We start from the raw sequence: 26,278 nt of genomic DNA, 5'->3' as shown, positions 1-26,278 counted from the left end.
CCTGCTAATAGGAAAAGTACAATAATTTCATCATTTTCCAGAGAAATCCTAAGTCATTTTTGAAATTGTCCAGAAATCAGTTTATATCTATTCACAATTAATTCAAGCGATATGCCGAAGGGTTCATTTGTAATTGCCTTTTAAAGAAGTTATTGAAATGGGCAGGTTCTTCAAAACCTAAACAATAACTTATCTCCGAAATATTCCAATCTGTATGTTTTAGCAAAGCCATTGCTTCGTTTGTCAGTCTTTCTGTAATTAAATCAGTCGTAGTTTTTCCTGTTGTAGTCTTAATTGCCCTATTCAAATGGTTTACATGTACATATAATTTCTCCGCAAAATCTTTTGCCGAACGCAATGAAAACCTTTGCGAAGGCGACTCTATCGGAAATTGTCGTTCCAATAATTCCGTAAAAACTGAAGTAATTCTCGAATTGGCATCTGGATGCTGATAAAGCCTTTCGGTTGGTTCTATCTTCATCGCAGTATGAATCATTTCCGTTAAATAATTACGGATAAGGTCATATTTATAGCGATAATCCGAATTAATTTCTTCCAATATTTTCAGGAAAATATCGCTGACGAATTTTTCCTGTACTTCGTTTAAAAAATAAGCGGGCTTCCCTCCTATTTTAAACATGGGCAAATCATAAATATTAGTCCTAAGATTTTCTGTAAAGAACGCTTCTCTGAAAATACAGAAAAAAACCGTTTGTTCTCCCGACACAGGTTCCCAAGTATATGGGACTTGCGGATTAAAGAAAATGAGCGTCGGCCCATCTATTTCTATACTTTTATCGGCATAATGATAGATATTTCTACCTCGAATCAAACATACTTTATAAAAATCACGACGACTATAATTGATTGGCTGAGAATCTGCATCATGACAATCTTCAAGTCTAAATACATTAAAATGCCCTAAATCTTGTTTAAGATTTTCAGGAAGATAACTGAATTTTTGTTGGTAGAAATCTTCTAAAGTCTCGGTAGTTGACATCTCTTGATGGATTATTTAAAAGCCCAAAACCCGCCTAAAAAGCAGGTTGAGCATAATTTACCAAATTATCATTTGATTTACATATAAATTGAGATTAATTATCAAAGCCAGTACTTGTTGCCAAAGTTCTAACAGCTTCCAAATCTTGTTTTACGGCTTCCATTTTTAATTCTGCCAAATGATAAGCATCAGCACCAAGGAATAAATGCAAGGGAGCTTCTGGATTTTCAGCCACCTCAATCATTACTTTTGCTGCTTTTACAGGGTCACCATTTTGATTACCATTATAGTCATTTTCATGAGTATTTTGCACATCACGAACGTTTTGATAATCTGCAATTTGATTTTTTGGTACACTTAGTGAACTATCATTCAAGAAATTAGTTCTGAAATATCCCGGAGAAACTACGGTTACTTTAATGCCAAAAGGTTTTACTTCTGTAGCCAATGATTCTGAAAAACCATGAACGGCAAATTTTGTTGCACAGTAAATACCAAAGCCAGGAAATGCTCCTGTAAAACCGCCAATTGAAGCAATGTTAAAAATGTGTCCAGATTTTTGTTGACGCAAATAAGGTAATGCTTCTCTGATGACATTCAACGAACCGAAAACATTCACATCGAAATTTTGGCGAGCTTCTGCATCACTTAATTCTTCTAAAGCTCCCACTAAACCATATCCCGCATTATTAACGATTACCTCTATTTTGCCAAAATGTTTTATAGTTTCTTGAATAGCTTTTGCTACGCTTTCTTCTTGTGTAAGCTGTACAGCAATTGGCAAAAAGTTGTCCGAAGTAGCCCCAACAGCGTTTTTAAGCTCTTCTACATTTCTTGAAGTAGCTGCTACTTTATAACCTTGTGCTAATAATTGTTTCACTAAATCAAGCCCCAAACCTTTGGATGCTCCTGTTACAAACCATACTTTTTGTGATGAAATTTCCATTTGCTAAATTGTTTTGTTTGACAATATTTATTGTTTTTTGACAAGACAAAATTAGACTGGAAATTAAGTTTCATTATTGCGGAGAACAAAGCAATACTTACAAAATTCAAACAATTTGTTATTTGCTGTAGGCGATAGGCTGTAAGCATTAGGCAAGCACAATAGATATTTTGCCTAATGCTAGTAAAAGCAATGTAACTATTAAATAATAAGTAAAAGGACGTTATTAGTTAACGGTATATCTGTTATCTGTATTTAATTTAAAATCAGATAGTTAATACTATATTCAAACATAAATTTATTGTCAATTTAATTTGTCCTTTTACTTATAATGATTTATTTCCTGAACTTTATTCTAACTCATTTCCTGCAAAAGCCAAACATTGCATCGCAGCTAAGCCCCATTGTGCTACGCCATTGGTAGAAATCGCAACGCCTTCTTCTACAGGATTAAGCACTGTTGGACCAACTAATTTTTTGATTTGCATAGATGGTTTTTTGATGCCACCTTCGCCCGCATAAAATTCTTTCCAAGCACGTTTTCCTAATTCAGCGTTTTTGCTACGTTTAGCAGCGAAAGCGGTTAGACGAGCATGACCTTGTTCTAAATTCAATTTTTTCAAGCTTTCACCTAATACTGCTTTTTGTTCTTCAGCTGTGCCATTATATAATTGACAATATTGTAACCAAGCTTTTTCAAAAATAGGCATGTCAACGACATCAATCAATTCGGCACAAATTTCAGCCAAGCCAAACACAGCACTCAAATGTGAAACCGACAGTTTTTTAGCATCTTCTTGACGAAATTTACCTGTTGCTAATTCCATAATGGCGCCACCCGTCAAAAAGCCGTGTGCTTGTTCAGCAATAGTTCGCATACTGTTGAGCAACTTGGCTTTTACTTGTGGATTTTCAGTACGTTCCCATTCTGTAAGCCAAGCGGCTGATAATGCACCCCAATCTGTACCGAATGAAACACTTGCTAATTCGCCTTTTGGGTCGGATTCTGGTGCTTTTTGTCCGATTTTTCTTCCTGGAATAATTGTTCTGAGTGTTCTATCGGCATTTACTTGTTCACTCATCAAATCCCCTACTCTTTCATCCGCCGTCAAATAATAATAAAAACGACGATTCGCTGCCGTGCTGATTCTCAACTGTTTGGCACTACAACCCCAGTGTTGTACATTATGGCGAGAACCTAGCGGACTAAAACGCCCGATGTGATGCACATCTACTTCGCCCGTGTGGCGAGTCATGGCTTCTGCCATTCTGAAAACATCATTTCTACCTGTTCTCAAGAAATAATACCAAAGCCATAAATCAGTTGAAAGTTCTGAATTATCCCAAGCAAAACCGCCCACATCATAACGCCAAACGTGTCGGTCGTTATCATAACTGTGCATGACATCGCCAAAATTCCAGAAACCATACCAACGACGCTGGTCGATTTGCTTTTTATAATAATCAAAGTAAAAATCTAATTGATTTTCAATCGCTTGTTTTTTGGCTGAAGCTGTTTTTTCAGGTACAGAAAAAGCACTTCCAAAAATACCTACTTGTGCCAAATATTCTGGCGTTGCTACCAATAAAGCTGGCTCTTGAATCTGCTTGGCAATCTCTACCAAATTTTCGCCAGAAGGTGTTTCTGATAAAACCCAAATTTGTACTTCACTGGTACGAGCCACACCGAATGGTCTGCCGAATTCTGGTTCATAATCTTCATAAGTAATGTCTAAAGCACTGTATTGTTTTTCGTGCGTATCCTCGCCCATTCCATCATGATAAAAACGTAAATCCATCGCTGGGGATTTTGGCGCCCAAAGCCATAAAGTTACTTCTCCTTGTTCTGTATGAGCATTTTTAATATCTATTTGAGCAGGGAAACTTTGCCAAAAATTACGGATTCCAAAAGCGATTCCTCCTTTTGGCGTACCGAAATACCCCGTTCCGCTAGCACGACCACCGAATGCAGATTGTACCCATGAATGTCCTGCCTTTGTTCTTTTCTGAATATCAAAAGCATCTGGCGAACCTTGAAATAAAGTATAATCGCCAAAAGCTGGAATGTACTGGATATTTTTCAACACATTATCAGGCAATTGCGTAACCGACTTCCCTCCTATTTGAGCGTCTAAAGCGATTCTTCCTGCATCTCTTCTTAAACCTGATAAACCTTGTACAGCTTCTGTAAAAACACCTGAATTTTCCCCAACAAAACGAATATGTCTGTCGTACAAAGCCTCCTTTAAAGGTACAGAAAAGCGAATGCCCAAACCTTTGATATAATCTTTGTTTTCGTCGCCATCATAAATAATGGTATGAATGATTCTGATAGATTCTGCTTCTGCATAGAAGTACAGACGAAGTACAAAAGGTAATAAACTTTTTGAAGCTGAATTTTGATGTGAGCCTTCAATCTTCACAACGGCTCTGATAGCACCACTTTGTTCAATACTTACTTTATCTATTTTCCCTTCAAAAGTATCAATTTTAAATGTTTCTCCAGCTTCTACATTATCTTGAACTGATAAAACCAATTTACCATTTTGTGCAATTACTTGACCATCTCTTTGCAAAGAAGTAATTAAAGTTTGCCCTTGTTTATTGATTTCACATTGAATTTTTCCTGTATCAATTTTGATGCTATTCGCTCCTTCTTGAATCTTTAAAGAAACAACAGGTTTAACAGGTTTTCCTACTTTCAATTGAATATTATCGGCTAGTTTTTCGTTTTTGCTGATGGCATGAGCCGTCCATTTTAAACTTCCATCTGGCCAATAAGCCAATGGCCAAGTTTGAGTAGGAATATCATTTCCATTACTTTTTAAGGTAAATTCTGTTCCTTTTTTGTGTAAACCTTTAGCCCAAGGCGTTCCCCAAGTGGTTCCTTTGAAAAATGGAGAAATTTGCTTGTCGAGCCAAGTAAGTGGTACAGCATTTGGCTCTGCAACGAATACATTTTTTTCTTTTTGGAAATTAACAGAAGAAGTAAGCGGTAAACCTGCGGCAATCATTGAATTTTTTACAAATGATCGACGAGTAAACGAAAAAGGTGATTTCATATATTGTTATTTTGAGAGTTAGTTGCTGAGTATTTTGACGGTCATTTTAACCTTAAAACCTATTGGAAAAATGCAAGTTTATTGACCTTGGCTCAAGGCTAAAAAGCAAATAAATCTGTATTTTTACCCAATATTTATCTAAAACTATTGTTTAAACGTCATGAATAAAAGAAATCTTTTACTTTTTGTCTCTATACTAAATATACTAATCGCTTGTAAGCTTCAAATTCACCATCATAAAATCCTTTTTACAGAAGATTTTCAGGGAGTACTCAATCCTCAAAAATGGGTTTCAGAAATAGAGCCTTTACCCAACTCCAAAGTATATACAGTTAATAATAAGCTCGTTCTGGATACCAAAGGTGGCGTAAGCGTTTGGTTTAATCAAAAACTGAAAGGTAATTATATGATTACTTTTAAACGAAAGTTTGTTTTGAACGGAGGCGTAAACGACCGACTTTCAGATTTGAATGTATTTTGGTTGGTAGAAGACCCTAAAAACACCAATCTATTTACTCGTACTGGAAAATTTGAAGACTATGATAATCTTAACATGTATTATGTGGGCATGGGCGGAAATACCAATACTACTACTCGTTTTAGAAAATACCAAGATGGAAATCGAAAACTTTTAGCCGAAAAAAATGAAGCAAAATATTTATTAAAAGCCAATCACGAATATCAAATCAAAATTATCGTTAAAGATAATATGACAAGCTTTTGGGCTGATGATGAAAAACTTTTTGAAGCAAAAGACGAGCATTTTCCTATACAATCTTACTTTGGTTTTCGCTCTACGTTTTCTCATCAGGAGATTTGGGATTTTAAGGTGGTCGGTCTTTAAGAAAGCGTATTACTCTCATTATTAAATATTTAAACTCAAAAACTACATAACAAATGAAAAGAACAATCGCACTTTACCTATTTAGCCTTCTTATTTTCGGAGGACAAATAACCTTCGCTCAAGGCAAAAAGCAAAATGTTAGCTCAAAAATTGAGCAAGTAACTGTTTTCACCAGTGGTGCACAAGTTAGTCGAAAAGCCAAAGTAAATCTACAAGCTGGCAAAACAGAATTAGTTTTTTCGGGCATTTCTCCCAACATTGATGTACAAAGTATTCAAGTAAAAGGCTTCGGTAATTTTACCATTTTGTCGGTTATTCATCAAACAAATTACCTCAACGAGCAAAAAAGACGAGAAGAAACTTCTGTTTTAGAAAACCAGCAAGCAAGTCTAAAAGCAAAATTACGAGTTGAAAAAAGTATGTTGGCTGTTTTTAAAAACGAAGAAAGCATCCTGACTAAAAATCAATCCATCGGCGGGAGTAATACAGGTGTGAAAACCACGGATTTAAAAGAAGCTGTTGATTTTCAAAGAAATAGACTTTCAGAAGTATTGTTAAAGCAAATTGAATACGAAAAAACTATCCAAAAAATTGATAGTAGTATTCGTAACATCGACTATCAGCTTAGAGCTTTGAACAATAACAAAGAGTACGCAACCAGTGATATTTTAGTGACAGTTTCAGCTAAAGAAATGGGGAGTTCTTCTTTCGATGTAAGCTATTTTGTAAAAAATGCGGGATGGTTTGCTACTTATGATTTAAGAGTAAAAGACATTAGTAATCCGATAGATTTATCGCTCAAAGCTAATGTTTACCAAAGTTCTGGTGAAGATTGGAAAGATGTAAAACTCACCATTTCAAACGGTGACCCAACCGAAAGTGGCATCGCTCCCAATTTAGAGCCTTGGTATTTGCGTTTCGGTGAAAACGAAGACCTTACAAGAACTTTACAAGGCAGAGTTCAAGGAGTATCAATTACTGGTAACGAAGTGTCAGGAAAAGTAACAGAAAAAGGCACAAATTTACCTTTACCCGGTGTAATAATTAATGTAAAGGGAACTACAATAGGTGCTTCGACAGATTCTGAAGGAAATTATAAATTGAAACTTCCTGAAAATGCTCAATACCTAGTTTTCAATTCTATCGGTTATAAAAGACAAGAAGCATATATCAATGGTAAAATGATTAATATTGCTTTGGAAGAAGATCAACAGCAACTCGACGAAGTGGTAGTGGTTGGCTATGGCGTTCAGCATAAGAAGGATATGACGGGTGCTGTCAGCACTATAAGTGCTGCTCGTTCTGCTCCATTAGTGACCACAGAAAAATATCAGCCTACTACTTTAATATTTGAAATTGAAGTTCCTTATACGATTTTGAATGATGGTAAAATGTATTCGGTTGATATTAAAAACCAAACTGTACCAGCATTGTACGAGTATTTTGCTGTGCCAAAATTAGAAAAAGATGCTTTCTTAACGGCTAAATTAATTGACTGGCAAGAGCTTAATTTATTGGAAGGTGAAGTAAATCTTTACTTAGAAGGTGCATATTTAGGTAAATCAATCCTAGATGTTCGTCACGCTGGCGATACGCTTAATATTTCGTTGGGAAAAGACAAAGGCATCATCATTGAACGAAAAAGACTGAAAGAGTTTAGCTCTAAGCAGTTTTTGAGTAATTATAAAAATGAAAATAGAGGTTTTGAAATCTCTGTAAGAAATAACAAACAGCAAAGTATCAATATTGTTATTCAAGACCAATTCCCGATTTCTACCACAAAAGAAATTACGGTAGAAGAACAAGAGTACAAAGATGCCACGCTGGATAAAGAAAGTAAAATACTTACTTGGAAATACCAACTTCCAGCCAAGCAAGAGAAAAAACATACTTTGAAATATAGCGTTAAGTACCCTAAAAATCAGGAAGTTAATTTAGAGTAAAGCTAAAATACATTCAAATAAAAAACGGATTACTCTTATCGAATAATCCGTTTTTTATTTTACAAACTTTAAAAATTGATAGGTTTAGTTGTTAAACAATGATTAGTTCAACGAAATAAAACGATCTGAAGATGACGGTGCTGGTTTGGTAGTTCCTACCTGAACATTCTTCACGATTTTAGCGTTTCCATCGCTGATTTCAAAGCTGTACTTACCGTCCTCCAATTCTTTAAGGTCATAATTTCCACGATAAGCTGTTTCTTTCTTTCCGATAATCGCTGTGTGAATTACCTCACCATCTTCATTCTTTAATTGAATGGTAATTTTTTTACCCGCCAATTTATCAATCATTACATTCATTTTCAATGTATTAATTGTTTGGTAAACGCCCACTGCAAAAGTTTTTTTAGCGTTTGTGGCGTCGTTAGCATCTGTATTTGCATTAGCAAAGAATGATACTGTTGTGAATAAAGCAATTGCGAACGTTTTTACTAAAGTTTTCATTTTCTTGTTGTTTAGAAATTAAAATTTATTTGAAAGGTTGAGGTTAAATGCTTAATGTTAACATTTTTTCAATCATGCCAATAGTATTAACAGAACTATGCCAAAAAACATAAACATCTGTATTTCAACACTTTAATATTTTAAGTAATTATTAAAGTGTACGGTTTTGTTACAGTGACTGTTCGGTTTGAGGACGATTTAGGTTTTTCTACTTATAAAATCAATTCTGTATTTGGACACTCTAAATTCAGAAAATATTATTTAAAATAAGTCTAAATAAATTGTTTTATAAAACCACAGATTATACTTTTGTACTATTATTTATACTTAGTCCAAATAAAATGAATCGTTTTTACTATCTCATTACTTTATTTACTTGCCTTTATTCATTGTCAACTTGGGGGCAGAATACTAAAATTACAGGAAGGCTTTTGAGTCCAAATGCGAATGAACCCGTTTCTTTTGCGACAATACAATTAAATTCATCGAAAGGAATTAGCAAAGCTGTTTATTCAGGAGAAAGTGGAGAATTCGTTATTAATAATTTAATGGCTGATACCTACGAATTGAAAGTAAGCAGTGTGGGTTTTGAAAGCTATTCTCAAAGCAACATCATTGTTGACGGAAAAAGTAGTGTGATAAACTTAAACGAAATTATTATTCAGCCAAAGGTTAATAACTTATCTGAGGTTGTGGTAAAGTCAAACATTGGTGTTACAAAAGTAGAACCTCAAAAAATAGTGTACAATACCGCTGATTTACCTGCTGCTAAAGGTTCTTCTGTTGGTGATATGCTTCGTTTAATGCCATCTGTGGCGATGGGAGGTCCTCCGGGTGTACCCAGAGATATTCGTTTTCGTGGTTTAGAAAAATCTTATACTTTGGTATTAATTGACGGAAAAAACACTGGTATTTCAGGCAACAACCGAGAAGTTATTCTTAATCAAATTCCTGTTTCGGCGGTAGAAAGAATTGAAATTATTGCCAATCCTGGCGCACAATACGATGGCGATGGTATGAATGGCGTTGTAAACATCATTCTCAAGAAAAATGTAAATTTTGGAACACATGGTCAAGTAATGGCGGGTATCAATAACCAAGGTGGGTATAATGCTTCCGCTCAAATTGGTCATAAATTTGATAAGGGTGAAGTATATGGCTTTTTTGACCAAAATCAAGTAATGCTCAAGGATAAAAATGCCATGACTGAAACCAATGAGGTTTCGTTATTTAAAAACAATGAAATTTCTGGTTATCAGTCTATTCTTTCTAAAGAAAACAGAGATATAAAAAGCCATAATATTAAAATTGGTACCAAATGGGACATTTGGAAAGGAGCACAAATCGGAGCGGAATTTATTAACGGTTATCAAAGAGAGATTAAAATAAAAACACAGGATACGCAAGTATTAAAAGCTGATAAGAGTTTTACTTCTAGAACATTACGTACCGAAAACCAGACTGAGGATTATAAATTTAATGAATATAACCTAAGCTTTGCACAAAGTTTTGCTAACAAAGGACGCTTAACTTTTTCTTTTTCGCATGTTGATGGTTTTTATCCAAAACCAAAATATCAAACAGATCAAAAGCTAAATGCGGTAGGTGCGCCATCTGATAATAAGCCTGCGATTACCAATACTTTTGAGGATAGTTATGATGTTAATAACTTTTTACAAACTGATTTCAACTGGCGTTTTAATGATATTGTTAGTCTAAATTCTGGGTTGAAATTTAGCGGTCGTAACCGTGAAAGCTTGCAAAAAGTTGATAAATATGATTATGCTAAAAGTGCTTTTACCAGGACAGAAAGTCCTGTGAATAATTTTGATAGTCAAGAAAATATCTATGCAGGATATGTACAAGGAACGCTTACTAAAGGTAAATTTCGCACTAATTTGGGCTTTAGAGCAGAATACACTACGTTTTACAATGAGTCCAAAACAGGTGCCTTCAATACAGAAGGAACCTATTTAATTCCTTTACCAAGTGCGTCTTTCGTTTATAATATTGATAAAACGCAATTTATAAAAGCAAGTATTGATAGAAAAATCAGAAGAGCTTCCTTTAAAGATTTAAGCCCATTTATTGATTCAAGTGACGTAGCAAAAATTAAAGCTGGGAATCCTGCATTAAGACCTGAAAAAGCATGGGGTTTTGAGGTGGGCTACTTAAAAACTGCTGAAAAATGGAACGCTGGTGTAAATGTTTTTAGAAGAAACATCAGTGGATTGATTCAGAAAATTGTTACTGATGTAAGTCCGGGTGTAGTACTTGAGCGACCAGACAATATCAATTCTGCCTACATACAAGGGATAGAATTTATTGGAGCGGTAAAACCTTTGCCTTTTTGGAACATCAATGCAAGTTATTCGCATTTTGATAGTAAGTTAACCGATGAATCATTAGGTGGTGGTGATGCCATCAAAGACCAATTTGCTTGGTCGGCAAAAGTTATCTCTGATGTAACTATTGGGAAAAACACTTTCTTTCAAATAGCTTGGAATGGAATCGGTCCAAAAATATCAAGTCAGAAAGAAGAGAATATGATTCAATTTTTTGATGCCAGTATCAATCATTCTTTTATGAAAAAGAAAATGACTGTCAGCATGAGAGTCTCTGATATTTTTGATACCAATAATAAAGTCACCAAAGAAATTACCACGGCTCAAGTAAGTAATAAAATACAAGATATTCCAGGAAGACAATTATTTGTGAATTTTACATATAATTTTTAGTTAAATGTTTTTTATTTTTAATTAGTCTAATTAGATTAGTGGTAAAATTAAAAATTAATGCAAAAATCAAACATTTCTATTCTAAAAAAACTAATTGGCAAAATACACCTTTGGGGTGGTTTAGTCAGTGGTATTGTAGTTTTTATTGTGTCAATAACGGGTTGTTTATTTGTTTTTGAACAAGAAATAAGAGAATTCACGCAAAAGGAATATAGGTTTGTTGTGCCTGAAAATAGCCCCAAAGCATCGTTATCTTTAATTACACTCAATTTAGCAAAAGCATTTCCTGATAAAAAAATAGAACAAGTTCGTTTCTTTTCAGACCCTTCAAGAGCTGTAATTGCTAAATTGGTCGCTTCTAAAAGTACTCAAAAAGCTAAAAAAGAAGAGGAAGAATCTTATAAAGAGGCTTACTTTTTACATCCAAATTCTGGAGAACTGATTAGTAAAAAAGACTTTGAACATGATTTCATGCACACAATACAAGAAATTCATACTTCATTACTTTTAGGTGAAACGGGCAAATGGATAATCAAAGCAAATGTGGTTATTTTCTTGATAATGTTACTTTCTGGCTTGTATATGTGGTGGCCAAGTAAAAAGAATCAACGTAAAATGGCCTTTCGTTTAAATTTGAAAGGTAAAACACAAATCGTAAATTATAGTATTCATAATGTTTTAGGTTTTTACTTTTTGTTGCCACTTATCCTTATTTCACTTACAGGAATATGGTGGGCTATTAAACCTGTACAGAAACTAACCTACGCTACTCTTGATGAAAAAATGAAGGAGAAAGTTAAAGTTTCGTCAAATTTTCAAGCAGGAAAAATATTTAGTCCACAATCAGCTTTTGAAGCTGTATCGACAACTTATGCTGGCTGGAAAGAAGCTCATATTAATTTCCCTCAGAAAAGTAAAGATTGTATCAGAGTAAATTTAAAATACCCTTACGAAGTATATAAGAAAAATAATTTGTTTGAATTCGACCAATACTCAGGCAAAATACTTAGGTCAGAGTTGTATACTAATTACAAGACAGTAGATAAGATTAAACATGCCAACAGAGACCTTCATACGGGGCAGAATTATGGAATCATAGGAAAATTAATTGCCTTTTTTTCAAGTTTATTTGCTGCTTCATTGCCAATAACAGGGTTCTTAATTTGGTACTTCAAAAAGTTTAAGAAAACCACTAAGAACAAAATTGTGAGAAAAACAAAAAACGTGGAGTTTGCTTAATTGTATAATCTAATAGTTAAGAAATTCTAACCTTTATCTAAAAATTGAGATTTTAAAGGGTCAAGATAGTATTCTTTGGTCAGGGTTCTCTAACAAAAAAGCTGTCTAAATTATCTTTTAGATAGCTTTTTTGTTTTAAAATTCGGGATGACTCATGTTTCTACTCCAAAATGATTTTCCTTTGATTATTACTTACTTCCCCTCTCCGATTCACTCCTAAAAATCCATTAAACCCTTTGTTTTCAACTCTTTAAGCGTTCTGTTTAGACTTCTTGTTGTAATGCCCAAATAGTTAGCGATTTCTTGTTTAGAAATCAAACTGGCTAATTCTGCAAAATCATCTTTTAGTCTTAATAATTTAGATTCAACTGGATGAGATTGATTATAAGAATGGCGAATTGCCTTGTGATAGATTTTATTTGCCAATGTTTTTAATATCAAACGATTAAAATCTTCGTTAGTTTTGAGTAAAGTATTGAAGAAATCCTTAGAAATTTTATACACAATAACTTCAGAAATAGCATCAATACTACAGAAACTTTGTTCATCTCTGATTGCCTCAATTTCGCCAAATATCCATCCTTCGCCAAAGAATTCCTGAATAAAATCTGTGCCTGTATCTTCCGTTAAGTAACATTTAGCAATACCATTTTTAATAATATAGACTGAAAATACATGTTTATTCTCTAGTAAAATTTGACTTTTAGGCTGAAAAGTCTGTTCAACAATATTACCTTCCGTATCTGAATGATGAAGTGCAACTAAAAAATCCAATAATTCTTTATTTATTCTAAGCATTTTATTCTTGAGACAATTGTCCTTTTAAATAACTAAAAGTGATATTTCCTTTGCAAACTTAAAACTAAAAACAGTAAAAATTAGAAAACAATTACTATGCAAGTCAACGATTTATTAAAGCAAATTGAATTTATCAAGGAAATTGATAAACTAAAGTATATTCAACGCAAAACGAAATTATTCAATAGCGACAGACATGAAAATGATGCCGAACATAGTTGGCATTTGGCAATGATGGTGTTGGTTTTAGCCGAACACTCTAATGAACCCATTGATGTGTTGAAAGTATTAAAAATGGTATTGATTCATGACATCGTGGAAATTGATGCGGGCGATACTTTTCTGTATGATACCACAAAAAATCATGTAAATACAGAGGAAGAATTCATTGCTGCAAAACGCATTTTTGGGATTTTACCACCAAAACAAACACAAGAATTTATTGATATTTGGTTAGAATTTGAAGAAGGAAAAAGTAATGAGGCAAAATTCACTAAGACAATGGATAGACTTCAACCTATCTTACAAAATCGTTCTAACCAAGGCGGCACTTGGACAGAATTTAACGTTAGCTACGAAACTGTTTTTGAAAAAGTAAAAGGCATGCAAAAAGGTTCGGAAAGTATTTGGCAATACACAATTGCAGAATTGAATGAAGCTTTTGAGAAAAATTAACAAATTAAATATAAACAATATACAAAATACACATAAAAAACATAATACACTATAAAATAGACATTTATACAAAGTATTAATTTTCATTTTTTGTACTTTACCAATATTACAAAATATCACAAATTAAGTATTATAAAAAACAAGGGCTAACATAATATAGCCCTTGTTCTAAAAAATTATCTAAGAAAATGCCTATAACTACCAACCAGTATTTTGTACAAGGCTAGGATTTAACTGTAATTGTTGTGATGGAATTGGCAATAAATAATGTTTTTCTTGCCATTGACGACTAGTTTCTAAGCGAAAATTGCCATTCACAATGTTGTTTTTAATACCTGTCCAATACGTTTCATAAGCTGTACCCGTCCAAGTAATGCCTTCAATTGGCTTTGGCATTTCTATTTCAGCCGTTTTCCAACGAATCAAATCATCTCTTCTGAAACCTTCCAAATACAATTCAATAGTACGCTCTCTTCTGATTTCTGTTCTTAAATCAAGTCCATTGGTTTGTGCAAAAGCATTACTTAATTTAGGCATTAATTTGTTGACACGATTACGCACCAAATTAAGCGATTTGTCTAAATCAACATCTGAAATCGCTCCATTTCTTTCATAAACAGCTTCGGCATAGTTTAATAATACTTCAGCATATCTGATTACAGGAAAATCGTAGCCTTCTTGGTTGTCGTCTAAACGTCTTTCTGTACAAAATTTCTGGTTACCATAACCTGAAGCCGTATTTGACTTATGTTTTCCTCTTGATAAAGCTATTTCTGCGGCATCGCCTTTCCAAGTAGTTCTTGAACCGGGATTTTCATTATCAAAATACTGTTTTCCATCGATCATCATATTATATTTCATACGATTATCACGGTTTTCAAATTCAGACGTTGTCGTTGCAAAACCTTTAAATAAAGGCGATTTTTCAATTGGTAAACCGTCTTTCGACAAGTACATCGTAGCAAATTTTCGAGTAATCCATACTACGTTATTCAATAAAGTATGAGTAATATTGAAACGAATTTGTCGAGACGCAAAATCATATCTATTCGCTAAAATATACTCTTTGTTGGCTGCTTTAGTAATATTGGCTGGATTCGACTGCTGATTTTCTAAGATAAACATATATTTCTGAGCAGAGTCTCCCAAAGCAACTGGCGCAAACAATTCGTATTGTGTACTTTTAATTACTTCGTCTGAATTAGCAATTGATTTATCCAATAAAGTATTTGCACGAGTAGCATTTCCTCTGGATTTCTGCCAAGTTCCTTCGTACAAAGTTACTCTTCCCAAAAAGGCTTGTGCTGCACCTTTGCTAATTCTCCCTTTATCTGCTGCGGCAATGGCATTTTCAGTAGGCAAAATGGCGATAGCTGCTTCTAAATCTTGAATGATAAAATCAATTACTTCGTCTCTTGTATTTCTTGGACTTGCCAGTTCAGGAGAAGTAGTTGTCAATAATTTTGACACGATAGGCACGCCACCAAATTGTTGTAATAAATCGAAATAAGTATAAGCTCTGAAAAATTTCGCTTCAGCTACATACTTCTGAATTTCAGCTGGTTGACTATAAGTATTCGCTTTATCCAACAAATAATTAGTAGCCCGAACTCTGGCATAAGCCGTATTCCAGTTTCCGTCGGATGCAGGAATCGTATTAGAGCCATTACTAAAAACCGAACCACCCGTTGTGTAAACAATATCACTCCTACGGTCTGAATGTGGATTATCGTTAATCACATCAGTGAAAGTACGCAAGTAAGTATAAAATTCGTTGGCAGCGAGTTTAAACTGGTCAGCCGTTTTCCAGTAATCTGCATCTGAAATTTCGTTGATAGGTTTCATATCAACCAAACTATTGCAACTAACATTGGTTAATAATAAACCTGCTAGTGCCATTCTTAAATATCTATTGTTAAATTTCATTTCCTTATTAATTTTAAAATTCTCAATGGTTTAATCGTCCACGATGAAAGCTCATCTTAAAAAGTTAAGTTAACACCAAAAGTAAAGTAGCGATAGAATGGAAAACGCTGGCTGAAAGTACTCACACCACTGTTGTCGCTATCACCAGCATTCGATACCGTTCTTGGTGCTTCTGGGTCCCAACCATCTTTAATTTTAGAGAATTCAAATAAGTCATTTCCTGAAAAGTAAACTCTTAATCTTTCGATTTTAGCTTTCTGAGTGATTGTTTTCGGAATGGTATAACCAATCACCAAGTTTTTCAATCTTAAATAAGACCCATCTTCAACAATCCAATTAGATGGGAAATAATTATAATTATTAATTGTACCTGTGCTTGAAATTCGAGGTAAACTTGCATCAGTTCTAGTCGGCGTCCACCATTGGTCTTTAAAAGCCGCATTCTGTGCTTGGAAAATTACTGCCGCTGGAATTCTCCAGTTACCATCACGAATGATTGTTCTTTTCCCTACTCCTTGGAAAATAAAGTTTAAGTCAAAGCCTTTATATTCGATTCCTCCATTGAAAGAGTATGATAAACGAGGTCTGTCTGTTCCAAGAAATACTGCATCTTCAGGGAAAGTAATTTTACCATCGCCATTTACATCTTTGTACATATTGTCTCCCAAAGCCAATTTGTTATTAGCTTGAGCCGTTTCAGCACCTGCTGGCATACCGATATTATTTCCAGTAATGTATTTCCTGTAGGTGGCTAATTGTTCAGCCGTTTGAATACGACCATCATAAACTAATCCAAAATATGAATCAATCGGATAACCTTGTACTGCACTGTTAAAACCTCTATTACCGCTGCTAATGATGGTTTGTCCACCAAAATCAACCAATTTATTTTGGTTATCCGAAATATTACCACCAATACGATAAGAGAAATCACCGATTTTATCTCTCCAATTCAATGATAAATCCCATCCCCAAACCGATAAATCGCCATTATTACCTTTTGGAGCAGAAGCACCCATCAAGGCAGAGTATGTTCTACTCAACAACATGTTATTATTTCTTTTCCAGAAATATTCAAATGTTCCTGTTAGTTTTCGGTTCAATAAAGTAAAATCAAGTCCTACGTTTTTGGATGCTAACCTCTCCCAAGTACGGTCATAAGCTACCAAAGTATTCGTTGGTGTAACACGCACTACTGGACTTGTACCAATAATTGGGTAATTGGCATCTGTGGATGAAGTAGAATATGCTAAGTTTAAGAATTGAATATCATCGTAATTATCAATACCACTTTGGTTACCCATAATTCCATAAGAACCTCTCAATTTCAGTTCATCAAATACTCCTAAATCTTTGATGAACGACTCTTCGCTTAAACGCCAGCCAGCCGATACACCATAGAATAATTTCCAACGATCTTGCGCACGGAATTTTGAAGAGCCATCGTAACGTGCATTCGCTTCTACGAAGTATTTATCGGCATAATTATAGTTCAAACGACCAAAATAACCACCTAATGCTGTATGAAACTGATTTTCTGCAACAGTTTTTGAAGTTCCGTCACCAGTACTTAAACCTAATGATGGCGGTACATTGGCTAATACATCAAAAGTTTTTGCGATATAAATGTTTTTCTCAAAACGTTCAAACTGTGCTCCTACTACTCCTTTGATATTATGACCATTCCCTATTTGTTTGTCGTATTCCAAATAACCATTCAAGTTATAATTTGCTTCTTGTCTAGTTGAACGTTGGTAAAAACTACGAGTAGGCAAATTTGAAAGTAAAATATCTCCTGCATAATTATACCAAGCAATAGAATTTCCTAATGTTCTAATATCAGTATTGAACAAATAATATCCCGCAAAACCTACGGCTTTCAATGCAGGCGTAATGTTGTAAGTTAAATTCAAATTGGTGTTAAAACGATTGTTGTATTCATTGTTATCACCACCCAAATTAGCAATTTGGTTCACCGAAGCATTCCCTAAACCCGAACCCCAAATATAAGGTTTTCCTGTTAAACCAAGTCCGCTTAATGGTTTACCTGGTTGATTACCATTGTTTACAATATCTCCCAAATAAGTTGGTTGAGTAATATCTTGCTTTTCGAAAGATATATTTGTCTCCATTCTCAACTTACTTGAAAACTGATAATCGTGTGCCAGACGGAAATTATAACGTCTCGCTGAATTATTGCCTACTTTCAATAAACTTCCATCATCCAAATAGCCCAATGAAATGCGGTAACCAGATTTTTCAGTTCTTCCAGAAATACTTAATTGATGTTCTGTTGAACGAGCATTTCCCCATAACATATCTTGTTCTGTTCCATTAAAGAACGTAAAATCTTTAACATCCGAGAACAAACTCGCACCACTTGGGCTTAAAGCATCATATTCTGCTTTGGTAAGCCACTGTTTTCCAGCAGCTAAAGCTAGTGTTGAAATATTTCCATAATTATACCAAATATCTGTTGGGGCAAAGCCATCCGCTGTTCTAGCTTCTTTAATCATCGGTCCCCAACCATTAATATCAACCAATTTAGGTAACAAACCTACTTTTTTCATGGAAGTAGAAGCGTTGTATTCGATGGTTACTTTACCAGATTTTCCTCTTTTGGTTGTAATCAACACCACACCACCTGCGGCTCTTGAACCATAGATGGCTGCTGCTCCGTCTTTCAGAAATGAAATATTTTCAACATCATTCGGGTTGAATGAATTTAAAGCCCCTACATTTGGTACAGGTACACCATCCACAATGACCAAAGGCTCTGTAGCATTAGCAGATGAAGCACCACGAATTTGGAAATTCCACCCTTCACGACCCGGCTGTGCCGAACTACGAGTAACCGTTACTCCTGCAACCTGCCCTTGTAATGCTGCCAACGGACTTGAAACAGGTCCTCTATCTTTAAAAGTAGCGGCATTAACCGTTGATACTGAACCTGTTAAAGTGGCTTTCTTTGCTGTTCCATAACCTACTACGACTACTTCTTCTAAAGATTTAACATCAGTTGCTAAAGTTACGTCTATATTTATACGTTTTCCAACAACAACTTCTTTTTTCTCAAAACCCACTGAAGAGAAAATTAAAATTGCTTTATCATCAGGTACAGTAATAGTATAATTACCAGAAACATCAGAAGAAGTCCCTTTTTGTGTTCCTTTGATGGAGATATTTGCACCGGGAATCCCCTCTCCTTTTTCGTCAGTAATTTTCCCTTTCACCAACTGATCTGCCATTACTAATTCTGTATTTGTATGCTCAATTGCATTAATACTTGTAATCGTTTTTAAGCCTCTTTTTAGAATTATTCTATTACCTGCTAATTCATAATCAATTTTCAGAGGACTTAAAAGTCTGTCTAAAACCTTCTCAAGCTTCTCATTTTCAGCATTGAAAGAGATTTTCTGCTTGGCATCAAAAATTTGATGATTGTACATAAATTGGACTTCTGAAACTTTTTCAATTTTATGTAAAATAGACTCAACACTTTGATTATTTGATTGGAAAGAAACTTTGCGTTCAAGTATTTCCTGAGCGATTGTCTTATGAGCTTGTGCGATAGTTGTAAAGACAATCGCCATAAGTACTTGATACAGACTTATTCGCATGATTTTTAAAATTGTTTTTTGAAATAGTAATCTGTTTTTCATACATTTGTTTGTTTTGTCATTGTTATGATTCGGCAAAATTCTCCCCTGTACACATTTTTTGTGTATCGTCTTAGCCAATAGATTTTGGGGATTCACAAGGCGAAAGTGTTGCAGCACTTTCGCCTTATTTTTTTTGATAATTTACTGTCTAATTGAGCTATTTTATCATATTTTTTATGGGTTTACATACATCCTTTACTATAAATTATTATTTGTGCATCGATTACTTCATACCTTGCATCAATTGTCTTACAAATCAAAAGCAGTTTTTCAAACAGTGGTTCGTCGCTCAATGAAGCTGTCAGATAACATTCTTTCATTACATCTTTATCAAAAACAACCTTCAATCCATACGATTCTTCCAATTTAGTAAACACCTCTCCTATCGGTGTATGGTTAAACTCAAATAGATTTTTCTGAATCGGTAATCCTAAAATTTCAGGTTTTTCTACCGTCGAACGAAGCATTCTTTTATCTACTTCATCAAAAACAACTTGCTGATTTGGTGTTAAAACCAATCCTTCTAATTGAGTTTGGGCTTGCTGTTTGTTCAAATTTTCTGCTGTTCTTTCAAAAACTGATACTCTTCCTGTTTTTACCACAACTTTTACTTTATTGGTTGTTTTGTCGCTTTGTACCAAAAAACTTGTCCCTAATACCTTCGTTACTAAATCGTTAGCAAATACATAAAATGGTTTTTGTGGGTCTTTTGCAATCTCAAAAAAGGCCTCTCCTTCTAAATAAACCTCTCTTTTTTCCTTAGCAAATGTTTTGGGATAACTTATTTTACTTTCATTTTGCAAAATAATTGTACTTCCATCTGTCAAAGTAATCGCTATTTGGTGACCAGAATGATTTTCTTGTTCTATCAAATCACTTTTTACCATTTTAGATGCTACCGTTTGAAATATATCATTTCCATATTCTATATTTCCCTTATGTTGGCTAAACCACCAAAAGCCCCCTAATAACATGGCAATAGAAGCGGCAGCATAAAAAAAGCGTCTTGGATTGAATAATGACCTTAATTTTGATTGTGCTTCATCTTTTTCATCTAATTTGAATTCAAGTTTTCCAAGTTCTTCTTCAATTTCGTCTTCTGAGATTTGATTAAAAGCATTTGTGATTGATAATAATACATTTTTACCATTCTCAATGTCCTCCCTTTTAGCAGGATTATTGTCTATCCAGTTTTCCCAAAATATTGTATCGTAATCATTTCCTTCCAACACCAACCTTCTGAATGAAGCGTCAGAAGCAAAATCTTCTGGTTTAAAGTTTTTATAATGTTGCATAGGAATTATTGCAATTATTTGGTTTCAAAAGAAAGATGTGAAAACACTTTCTGGATACTCTTTTTGGATAATAATATTAAAAATATTTTTAAAAAAGTCATTGATTACGCTTAAAAGCCTTTTTAATATCATTTAGTAATAGCATTGGGTTCACAGTGAACCCAATGCTATTACTAAATGAATCCGTATTTAATCTGTATAAATTAGATGATGTATTTCAAGAACTGAGACAATTTGAATGCTTTTAAATAGCAATATCTGTAGTGAGCATACTTATATATGATATATACATTCCTGAGCATTTGTTGTAAGGGAGACAATTTGAATGTATTCAATTGAAATGGGTAAAAGGTTTTTAAATCATCAAGTGAGACTTTTTGAATGTGTTATCAATAAAAATAAACGTCAAGAAAGAGACAAATTGAATGCTTTTAATAGCCTAAAGTGAGACTTTTTGAATTATTCCTTATTTAAAGCATTGTCATTCTTACAAATGCCGAAGAGAGACTTTTTGAATGTATTTTTTTGAACAGTAATATTTATTGCAAAGAGATGAAGCGAGACAATTTGAATGCTTGATAAGTACTTATTAATCAGACAACTGAGTAATTATATAATCATTTTTCAATAAATTTCTTGATAAACCTTTTATAGAAACGAGACAATTTGAATTAGTTTAAACATATAAATGAATCATTAGCAAGTGCTAGAAGTGAGACTTTTTGAATGTTTTTCAGACACTTTACAAACGATTAAAAAGCGATTAAACGAGACAATTTGAATTAATTTGGAGAATGCTAAAATTGAAAAAGAAATAAGAAGTGAGACAAATTGAATGTTTTCATGTCAACTTAGCATTAATCTCATTATTCAGTCTGAATTTTAGAAAACTATTAGAAATAGTTCCTACTTTAAGAATCACTGAAGTTAAAATGAGCTTAAATTGATTCATAAAAACTTTAAAAGTCGATTAGAGTAAAACATTATTGAAAATCTTTTAAAAAAAGAACCAAAAAATAAAGAAACATCAATGTTTTTCTCTTTGTTGTTTTTATTCTTTATATTATTTTAAATATTTTAGGAGGCATAAGTTATTGATAATGAGTTAATTGAAAGGTAATATCGAGACAAATTGAATGCAGACCAGAGACAATCTGAATGCACAAGCGAGACAAATTGAATGCAGACCAGAGACAATCTGAATGTATAAGCGAGACAAATTGAATGTAGATTAGAGACAATCTGAATGTATCCTGTAAGAATGCTCTCAAAAATATATTTAAAGGATTTTGATGATTACTATTGAAGTATTAAATTGCAAGCGATTGTTAAAATTTAGATGTCTCGTTCCGCTGTTGATTACTATGTTTTGTGATAGTTATGGGAAATAAAAAAACGGATAAAGTTGCTAATGCAATGGCAGCCGTATCAAATTCACCCTTCAAGTTAGTAAAAAGTAATCCTGTAATCAATGCTCGATATGATTTGAGTACGATACAGGTAAAAATTCTTTTGCACATGATTTCGAAAATAGATCATACAAAAGATAGATTAGATACCATCACAATTTCAGTGCAAGAGTTCAAAAAAATTACAGGCATCAGTACCACAGCTATTTATTCTAGGATTAATATTGAATTAGATAATTTTCTCAAGAAAACGATTTATAACAAATTTGATGGAGGTTTAATCAACACAACTATCATTGCAGGTTATACTTACAATAATGGTTTAGGAAAGTTTAACATAGACTTTTCACCTACATTAACACCTTATTTGTTACAATTAAAAACCAATTTCACGGTTATTGATATTCGTTCGCTTTTACAATTGAAGAGTATTTATGCCATCAGATTTTATGAATTTTGTAAAGAATCTGAACGATTGGGTACTTTTAAATTTGAAGTAGAAAAACTCAAAGATATTTTGGGTTTGGGCGACCGCTATGCCAAATACACAGATTTTCGGAAAAGAGTAATCAACGTTGCCCAAAAAGAATTGCAAGAAAGCAGTGATTTGTATTTCACTTATGAAGAAAGAAAGAAAGGGAATACTGTTGTTTTATTGGTTTTTACGATTCAACGAAATGCTAATATTTCGGTGCCAAATGATGATATTGAAGAAGCAACGTATGAATTAATCAAAGAAAGTAAGAAAAGTATTCCTGAAAATAAGGAAGTTACAGAAATCTTGAAATTGGTAGGAGAATATGGAGCATCGGAAGAATTGATTCAAAAATGGTTGAAAGCTTATCCGCTGGAAAAGATTAAAGAAACAATAGCTTATGTGTTTGCAGAAGCAAAAGGAGGGAAGCTAATCAGAAATGTTGTAGGTTATATTATTCAATTACTTGAAGATGAGAAGTTTGCGGAGATATTGAAAGAAAAAGAAACCAGGCAAAAAGAAGAACGAGAAAAAAAGAAAAAAGCACATTTAGAAAAAGCCAGAGAAGAAGGCTTGAATATGAATGTGTTTAATTTGAAAAAGAAGTATCATATTTATTGTCAGAACAGAATTATTGAATTGTTGAAAACGGATTCAAATTGCTATCAATTTGTGGTTAGTAAATTGAGTACTTCTTTAGAAACTCAGTTTGCTTTTGAATCATTTAAAAAACATTTTCAAGATGTTGTTTCTGCCGAAAATATTATTCAGTATTTAGATATCAATCCATCTTTCAATGGTGCGATTATTTCAATTGTAGAAAGTGCTTATAAACAGCAAATTCATGCTAGTTCAGAAGCAATTGCTTTACAAAAAGAAGCTAAAAAAATAGGGATTAATCTTTTATAAGATTTTCTACTTTTTTTGCTTAACGTATATTAAAATACGTTAATGTTATCTACTCACAAGTTCCTTCATTTTAATATATTTAGTCACGAATAATGATTGATTTAGGTCTTTTTAAGAGCATTTTTTGAAAATGTATAATTATTTACAAACATTATACATTTGTTTTGTTGCATATCTGTTACAAAAAAATTATGTTTGTAACAGATATGTAATAAAACCTAAAATCGTTTAGAAATGCTTACACAAGAAAATGCTTTAAAGTTCTTCAGACATAATCCTGCTTTGTCGATTGCGGGTATTGAAAAAGAAGCATCTTTACCTTCTGGTACTTTAAGACAAGCAGTGGCAGGAAATCGTAAATTAAATGAAAACCATTTAGTAGCATTGGAAGGCGTTTTGATGAAATACGGTTATTCTAAAGATTTGTATCAAAAAGCGAGGGTAGTATCGGTTGTAAATCATAAAGGAGGAGTTGGGAAAACAACCACGGTTTCGTGTTTGGGTGAAGCTTTGGCGAACAAAGGTTTTAGAGTATTGATGATTGATCTTGACCCACAAGGAAATTTATCGCAAATTCTAGGAATTGAAAATCCAGAAGTACAAGTAGCTGATTCTCTGATTAATGATGCTGAATTTCCCGTTGTGCAAATACAAGAAAACCTGTTTTTATCACCATCCGACATTGATTTAGCCAAAGCTGAATATGAATTGATATTATTAACTGGGGGAGATTTACGTCTTAAAAACCGCATTATTCCTTTACTCAGTGAATTTGATTATGTTTTGATAGATTGCCCGCCTTCATTAGGTAAATTAACAGTTTCAGCAATGTATGCTTCTGATGCTTGTTTGGTTACGATGTTGCCCGAAATGGCTGCCATGAAAGGCGTAAATACTTTATTGGATAAAGTACATGATGTAAAGAAAAACCTAAACCCGATGCTTGATGTAGATGGTTTGGTTTTTACGATGGTTAAAAAGAATTCAGTGCATGATAATATCAAAGAAGCCGTTAGGGAGAATTTACCCATTAGAATTTTCAAAACAGAAATCAAACATTTGGTAGATTTCCAAAAAGCACAAGTAATGTTGAATACCATTTCAAAATTTTCTGGTACTTCAGAAGCGGCTAAATTGTACGCTGATTTCTGCAATGAATACATTGAATACCTTCAATTGGTTAAATAAGAGGAAAGATGAAAAAACTAGATTTAGGAAAAGCCATTGCAGCGACCACAAAAAGTACTTTTGTCAATAATAAATTAATATCTGACGAACAGGTAAAAAAGAATATAGAAGTATTGGAAGAACTCAGGATGTTTATTCCGCCATTAGGAGCAGAAGAATTTTCTTTGTTGGAACAAAATATTTTAAAAAATGGCTGCCGTGATGCTTTGACATTGTGGGAAACCAAACGAAGTGCAATTGAAGCGAATGCTCAGTATCCAGACGAGCCAGTATATATTTTGGTTGATGGACATAACCGTTTTCAAATTTGTAAACAGCACAATTTGAATTTCAGTGTGCAACTCATGCCTTTCAATTCCAAAGAGGAAGTGAAAGATTACATGATTGATTTACAATTAGGAAGAAGAAACCTTAGTAGTGAACAGATTTCATATTTCCGTGGATTAAGATTTTTGAATGAAAAATCTGGTCCAGGAAAGTATGATAGAACTGGGCATTGGGTCCACAATGAACCCAATGCTAGTTCACAAGAAAAAGGTAGAACCGTTGAAAAACTGGCTAAAGAGTATAATGTAGGGGCTTCTACCATTAAAAGAGATGCACAATTTGCGGAAGGATTATCTAAAATTGACCCTACTTTAAGAAATGAAATTCTGACTGGGAAAAGTAAGATTGACAAAAAAGTCATTCAAAGTTTAGGAAGAATCTCTGAAAAGATTGAGCCAATTACAGCAATAAGTGATATTGAGAAAATAGTTGAAGCAAGTGGCTTAGCCGTAAAAGCGAATACTAAAAACAATAAAACAGAAGAAAGTTTGCAAGATTTAAGTATTTGGATGAATACATTATCAGCAAAAACAGAAAAGGTTTACAGCAGTAGAAGTAAAGAAGATTTTGATAATTTAAGAAATACTTTGGAAGAATATGGTGCGTATTTAGGCATTCTTTAAAGAATTTCAAATATAAAATAATAGGGTAGGAGAGGGGTATGATTTTTCACAGCCTATAAATAATAAAAATCCTGAGGCATAAACCCTCAGGATTTTTGTTTTAAAAATGAATGTATGTTCATGGTTTTTGTGTTAAGAAGTGTTTAAAATTAAGAATCAAGTAATAAAGGCTTTTTAATTCAGCGGAATTTGATAATTTTTGTGAATAAATTCAAAATTCCACAATTTAATATTTTAAAATTATGAATTACGTTGTCATCAAAGGTAGTACGAGTCAGGGAGGGAATATGCTTTCTGATAGAGAGATTTCCCAAATCAATGGCGATGCAAACAGAATACATCAATCACTGAAACCTGAGTTATTAGAAAAGCTCAACAGAATTTTAGCCGACGAAGAAGTAGCCAACTTTTTTTATGCTAAACTTTACACCACGGTTTTACAATTGCTTTTCAACACGACCAAAATGCCTGAAGATAACACACCATTGAAAATGCAAGATGTTTTAGAACCGCTTGGAATCAAGTATTTTCAGTATAAAGCATTACTACAAGGTAAAGGAAAAGCATCTACATTAAATCAACTCATCCATGCTTTAGCACTTCAAGGAATTGATTATAGCAAATTATTACATTCAGAAGCTTTGATTGAAATGGCAGATAATTATATGACGCACGTTTTAGGAAAGGAGTAAATCGCTACTAGATTTTCTTTTAG

General features: G+C 33.5%; 17 protein-coding genes. 9 read left to right on the top strand and 8 right to left on the bottom strand.

Annotated features, from left to right (window positions below; genetic code table 11):
• Positions 1-97 precede the first annotated feature (97 nt).
• The 3 genes from VB776_RS15560 to VB776_RS15550 form a co-directional block, all read right to left on the bottom strand.
• The gene (locus VB776_RS15560) at positions 98-1,000 is read right to left on the bottom strand and encodes a helix-turn-helix domain-containing protein (RefSeq protein ID WP_323697675.1); all 903 of its coding nucleotides are present in this window, start codon (positions 998-1,000) and stop codon (positions 98-100) included.
• Positions 1,001-1,094: 94 nt separating this feature from the next.
• Complete coding sequence (locus VB776_RS15555) at positions 1,095-1,946, bottom strand: SDR family oxidoreductase (RefSeq protein ID WP_323697673.1); 852 nt, start codon at positions 1,944-1,946, stop codon at positions 1,095-1,097.
• A 350-nt stretch (positions 1,947-2,296) separates the two neighbouring features.
• The gene (locus VB776_RS15550; protein WP_323697672.1) at positions 2,297-5,008 is read right to left on the bottom strand and encodes an exo-rhamnogalacturonan lyase family protein; all 2,712 of its coding nucleotides are present in this window, start codon (positions 5,006-5,008) and stop codon (positions 2,297-2,299) included.
• Between the two features lie 160 nt (positions 5,009-5,168).
• Between VB776_RS15550 and VB776_RS15545 the strand changes: the two genes are divergently transcribed.
• Both VB776_RS15545 and VB776_RS15540 read left to right on the top strand, forming a co-directional pair.
• Entirely contained in the window at positions 5,169-5,852 is a 684-nt protein-coding gene (locus tag VB776_RS15545; protein WP_323697671.1) for a DUF6250 domain-containing protein, read from the top strand.
• Positions 5,853-5,905: 53 nt separating this feature from the next.
• The gene (locus VB776_RS15540) at positions 5,906-7,795 is read left to right on the top strand and encodes a DUF4139 domain-containing protein (protein ID WP_323697670.1); all 1,890 of its coding nucleotides are present in this window, start codon (positions 5,906-5,908) and stop codon (positions 7,793-7,795) included.
• Between the two features lie 102 nt (positions 7,796-7,897).
• Here VB776_RS15540 and VB776_RS15535 read toward each other — a convergent pair whose 3' ends face one another.
• A complete protein-coding gene (locus tag VB776_RS15535) occupies positions 7,898-8,299 on the bottom strand; it encodes a hypothetical protein (RefSeq protein WP_323697669.1) in 402 nt (133 codons plus the stop codon).
• 341 nt (positions 8,300-8,640) lie between these two features.
• Between VB776_RS15535 and VB776_RS15530 the strand changes: the two genes are divergently transcribed.
• Both VB776_RS15530 and VB776_RS15525 read left to right on the top strand, forming a co-directional pair.
• Positions 8,641-11,037, top strand: a complete 2,397-nt coding sequence (locus VB776_RS15530; RefSeq protein WP_323697667.1) for a TonB-dependent receptor — start codon at positions 8,641-8,643, stop codon at positions 11,035-11,037.
• A 57-nt stretch (positions 11,038-11,094) separates the two neighbouring features.
• On the top strand, positions 11,095-12,276 hold the full coding sequence (locus VB776_RS15525; protein ID WP_323697666.1) for a PepSY-associated TM helix domain-containing protein: 1,182 nt from the start codon (positions 11,095-11,097) through the stop codon (positions 12,274-12,276).
• A gap of 216 nt (positions 12,277-12,492) precedes the next feature.
• On the opposite strand, the gene VB776_RS15520 is transcribed toward VB776_RS15525, so the two are convergent.
• Positions 12,493-13,074 carry a Crp/Fnr family transcriptional regulator gene (locus VB776_RS15520; protein WP_323697665.1) on the bottom strand — a complete coding sequence of 194 codons (582 nt, stop codon included), beginning with the start codon at positions 13,072-13,074 and terminating at the stop codon, positions 12,493-12,495.
• Between the two features lie 96 nt (positions 13,075-13,170).
• On the opposite strand from VB776_RS15520, the gene VB776_RS15515 reads away from it, so the two are divergent.
• Positions 13,171-13,749 carry an HD domain-containing protein gene (locus VB776_RS15515; RefSeq protein ID WP_323697664.1) on the top strand — a complete coding sequence of 193 codons (579 nt, stop codon included), beginning with the start codon at positions 13,171-13,173 and terminating at the stop codon, positions 13,747-13,749.
• A 198-nt stretch (positions 13,750-13,947) separates the two neighbouring features.
• Here VB776_RS15515 and VB776_RS15510 read toward each other — a convergent pair whose 3' ends face one another.
• The 3 genes from VB776_RS15510 to VB776_RS15500 all read right to left on the bottom strand — a co-directional run bounded on the left by VB776_RS15510 (position 13,948) and on the right by VB776_RS15500 (position 20,632).
• Positions 13,948-15,675 carry a RagB/SusD family nutrient uptake outer membrane protein gene (locus VB776_RS15510; protein ID WP_323697663.1) on the bottom strand — a complete coding sequence of 576 codons (1,728 nt, stop codon included), beginning with the start codon at positions 15,673-15,675 and terminating at the stop codon, positions 13,948-13,950.
• Positions 15,676-15,731: 56 nt separating this feature from the next.
• Complete coding sequence (locus tag VB776_RS15505; RefSeq protein WP_323697662.1) at positions 15,732-19,337, bottom strand: TonB-dependent receptor; 3,606 nt, start codon at positions 19,335-19,337, stop codon at positions 15,732-15,734.
• A 182-nt stretch (positions 19,338-19,519) separates the two neighbouring features.
• Positions 19,520-20,632, bottom strand: coding sequence for a FecR family protein (locus tag VB776_RS15500; protein ID WP_323697661.1), 1,113 nt, complete (start codon positions 20,630-20,632; stop codon positions 19,520-19,522).
• Between the two features lie 1,380 nt (positions 20,633-22,012).
• Between VB776_RS15500 and VB776_RS15495 the strand changes: the two genes are divergently transcribed.
• The 4 genes from VB776_RS15495 to VB776_RS15480 all read left to right on the top strand — a co-directional run bounded on the left by VB776_RS15495 (position 22,013) and on the right by VB776_RS15480 (position 26,255).
• On the top strand, positions 22,013-23,425 hold the full coding sequence (locus tag VB776_RS15495) for a replication initiation protein (protein ID WP_323697660.1): 1,413 nt from the start codon (positions 22,013-22,015) through the stop codon (positions 23,423-23,425).
• A gap of 234 nt (positions 23,426-23,659) precedes the next feature.
• A complete protein-coding gene (locus VB776_RS15490; RefSeq protein ID WP_323697659.1) occupies positions 23,660-24,613 on the top strand; it encodes a ParA family protein in 954 nt (317 codons plus the stop codon).
• An 8-nt stretch (positions 24,614-24,621) separates the two neighbouring features.
• A complete protein-coding gene (locus VB776_RS15485) occupies positions 24,622-25,563 on the top strand; it encodes a hypothetical protein (protein ID WP_323697658.1) in 942 nt (313 codons plus the stop codon).
• Positions 25,564-25,805: 242 nt separating this feature from the next.
• Positions 25,806-26,255 carry a hypothetical protein gene (locus VB776_RS15480; protein ID WP_323697657.1) on the top strand — a complete coding sequence of 150 codons (450 nt, stop codon included), beginning with the start codon at positions 25,806-25,808 and terminating at the stop codon, positions 26,253-26,255.
• Positions 26,256-26,278 lie beyond the last annotated feature (23 nt).

The sequence above is a fragment of the Arcicella gelida genome (genome assembly GCF_034931025.1).
Lineage (GTDB): Bacteria > Bacteroidota > Bacteroidia > Cytophagales > Spirosomataceae > Arcicella > Arcicella gelida.
The sequence above is the reverse complement of the archived record's forward strand: the minus strand, read 5'-3'. Positions and strand labels throughout refer to the sequence as shown.

What these genes read in the sequence shown, in the direction of transcription:
- VB776_RS15560 (WP_323697675.1), bottom strand. Translation starts at nt 1,000, where the DNA reads ATGTCAACTACCGAGACTTTAGAAGATTTCTACCAACAAAAATTCAGT.
- VB776_RS15555 (WP_323697673.1), bottom strand. Translation starts at nt 1,946, where the DNA reads ATGGAAATTTCATCACAAAAAGTATGGTTTGTAACAGGAGCATCCAAA.
- VB776_RS15550 (WP_323697672.1), bottom strand. Translation starts at nt 5,008, where the DNA reads ATGAAATCACCTTTTTCGTTTACTCGTCGATCATTTGTAAAAAATTCA.
- VB776_RS15545 (WP_323697671.1), top strand. Translation starts at nt 5,169, where the DNA reads ATGAATAAAAGAAATCTTTTACTTTTTGTCTCTATACTAAATATACTA.
- VB776_RS15540 (WP_323697670.1), top strand. Translation starts at nt 5,906, where the DNA reads ATGAAAAGAACAATCGCACTTTACCTATTTAGCCTTCTTATTTTCGGA.
- VB776_RS15535 (WP_323697669.1), bottom strand. Translation starts at nt 8,299, where the DNA reads ATGAAAACTTTAGTAAAAACGTTCGCAATTGCTTTATTCACAACAGTA.
- VB776_RS15530 (WP_323697667.1), top strand. Translation starts at nt 8,641, where the DNA reads ATGAATCGTTTTTACTATCTCATTACTTTATTTACTTGCCTTTATTCA.
- VB776_RS15525 (WP_323697666.1), top strand. Translation starts at nt 11,095, where the DNA reads ATGCAAAAATCAAACATTTCTATTCTAAAAAAACTAATTGGCAAAATA.
- VB776_RS15520 (WP_323697665.1), bottom strand. Translation starts at nt 13,074, where the DNA reads ATGCTTAGAATAAATAAAGAATTATTGGATTTTTTAGTTGCACTTCAT.
- VB776_RS15515 (WP_323697664.1), top strand. Translation starts at nt 13,171, where the DNA reads ATGCAAGTCAACGATTTATTAAAGCAAATTGAATTTATCAAGGAAATT.
- VB776_RS15510 (WP_323697663.1), bottom strand. Translation starts at nt 15,675, where the DNA reads ATGAAATTTAACAATAGATATTTAAGAATGGCACTAGCAGGTTTATTA.
- VB776_RS15505 (WP_323697662.1), bottom strand. Translation starts at nt 19,337, where the DNA reads ATGAAAAACAGATTACTATTTCAAAAAACAATTTTAAAAATCATGCGA.
- VB776_RS15500 (WP_323697661.1), bottom strand. Translation starts at nt 20,632, where the DNA reads ATGCAACATTATAAAAACTTTAAACCAGAAGATTTTGCTTCTGACGCT.
- VB776_RS15495 (WP_323697660.1), top strand. Translation starts at nt 22,013, where the DNA reads ATGGGAAATAAAAAAACGGATAAAGTTGCTAATGCAATGGCAGCCGTA.
- VB776_RS15490 (WP_323697659.1), top strand. Translation starts at nt 23,660, where the DNA reads ATGCTTACACAAGAAAATGCTTTAAAGTTCTTCAGACATAATCCTGCT.
- VB776_RS15485 (WP_323697658.1), top strand. Translation starts at nt 24,622, where the DNA reads ATGAAAAAACTAGATTTAGGAAAAGCCATTGCAGCGACCACAAAAAGT.
- VB776_RS15480 (WP_323697657.1), top strand. Translation starts at nt 25,806, where the DNA reads ATGAATTACGTTGTCATCAAAGGTAGTACGAGTCAGGGAGGGAATATG.